Source organism: Sphingobium sp., from assembly GCF_035511395.1.
GTDB lineage: Bacteria > Pseudomonadota > Alphaproteobacteria > Sphingomonadales > Sphingomonadaceae > Sphingobium.
This window is the reverse complement of record NZ_DATKFP010000324.1, coordinates 1-1,708: the sequence shown is the minus strand read 5'-3', so window position 1 is coordinate 1,708 and position 1,708 is coordinate 1. Positions and strand designations below refer to the sequence as shown.

The 1,708-nt window shown below is 60.4% G+C and carries 3 protein-coding genes; 2 read left to right on the top strand and 1 reads right to left on the bottom strand.

What is annotated here, in order from left to right; genetic code table 11:
* Together VMR39_RS22715 and VMR39_RS22710 are read left to right on the top strand one after the other, a co-directional pair.
* On the top strand, positions 1–931 hold a 931-nt coding region (locus VMR39_RS22715; protein WP_325419376.1), incomplete at its 5' end, for an MBL fold metallo-hydrolase.
* Between the two features lie 136 nt (positions 932–1,067).
* On the top strand, positions 1,068–1,265 hold the full coding sequence (locus VMR39_RS22710) for a YdcH family protein (RefSeq protein WP_232307265.1): 198 nt from the start codon (positions 1,068–1,070) through the stop codon (positions 1,263–1,265).
* Positions 1,266–1,427: 162 nt separating this feature from the next.
* Here VMR39_RS22710 and VMR39_RS22705 read toward each other — a convergent pair.
* Positions 1,428–1,708 (bottom strand): DUF4010 domain-containing protein (locus VMR39_RS22705; protein ID WP_325419372.1); only part of this gene is annotated, 281 nt, incomplete at its 5' end.

The following is a 1,708-nucleotide window of genomic DNA, read 5'->3' as shown; positions in this document are numbered from 1 at the left end:
CGAGCAGCGCCGGACTTTGCTGGAAGCCGAGATCAATGCAGCGCTTACGCGCGGCGGCAACCTCGTCATTCCCGTTTTCGCGCTCGAACGCACCCAGGAATTGCTCCTCGATATCGCGACCCTGATCAACACCGGACGCCTGGCGCATCCACAGGTGTTCATCGATTCGCCACTTGCGACCCGCGCGACAGAGGTGTTCGCCAAACATGCCGGGGAACTCGAAGACATGGGCTCGGGTGAAATCTTCCGTCACCCCTCGTTCCACTACACTGCCAGCACGATGGAATCGATGCGGCTCAACGACATGTCCGGAGCCATCATCATGGCGGCATCCGGCATGTGCGAAGCGGGACGCATCCGTCACCATCTGCGGTACAATCTCGGCCGCCGTGAATCGACGATCCTGTTCGTCGGTTTCCAGGCCGCAGGCACCCTTGGCCGGACAATCCTCGATGGCGCGAACCGCGTGCGCATCTGGGGGCAGGACGTCGCGGTGCGCGCGCAGATCCGGCGGATCGACACTTATTCGGCGCATGCCGACCAGAAGGATCTGCAGCGCTGGATAAGGGCGCGGAAGCCGATCGATGGCAGCCTGTTCCTGGGACACGGCGAAGAGGGCTCGATCGAGACGTTCCGCCGCCTGATGCAGGCGGACGATGCTGCGGCATCGATTGTCACGCCGAAGATCGGGGAAACCTATTCACTGCCGTCACGCGCCTCGTCCAAGCGCCTGAAGACCGGAAAGCTGGAACTACAGGAGGCTGTCGGCCGCGATTGGCAGAATGACTATGCGGATTTTTCGACCCATCTGAAAAAAGAACTGCAGAATATCGAGAGCGCGTCGGCCCGGCGCGAGGCACTCGCCCGCATGGCCGAGATTCTGCATTCCTATCAGGCCTATCGCGAGCATCGTAAGAGCCGATCGAGCTGATCGGCGAAAACAAAGTGACCAGCCCCAGACATAAACGGGTGCCGGCACGCGCGAATTCGCTATATATCATAGTTTCATCAAAGGAGTAATTATGTCGAATACCCCCCACACCCTGAGCGAGGAATTCCCCGGTCAGATGGACAAGATTCACGCCTTGAAGGTTTCGGACTCTCGCTTCGCGCAGCTTCTTCTCGATTATGATGTCGTGAACGACGAAATCCACGTGGCTGAAACCAATATCGAACCGACCTCGCAAGATCACGAGACCGAACTTCGCAAGCGCCGCCTCGCGATCAAGGATCAGATCGCCGAAGCCCTGTCGCAGGCCGCCTGATCTGCCCAAGGGCCGGATGCCGCGCGTTCGGCCCTTACGACAATAGCCGGCCATGGCTCTGCGTCGCCACAAATTCACGGCCAGCAACGAAAGCGCGCATCCCCCCTCAGGAATGGACCTGAACCAGCTTCGAACCAGGCACGAGCTGCCCGCTCATCGCTCCTAGCGAAACACCATGAGCGCGGCGATACCGGCAGCAGATGCCAGAACTGATGCGAAGAGTGGGCCGGACGCCTTCCAGCCTTGCTTTGATGGCCCTGCCAGTACCAGCGTGAGTACAGCCTTCCACATCGTGTTGGCGAGCACGGGCACCGCAAGCACCAGTCCGGCCGTGTCGGGTTTCAGCATATCCTCAGGCAGCCCCGCGAGCGTGAGTACGGCTGCGTCCACATCCCACATGCCCGTAAGACCAAGCACAACGACAATGCCCTGATCGCCGAACC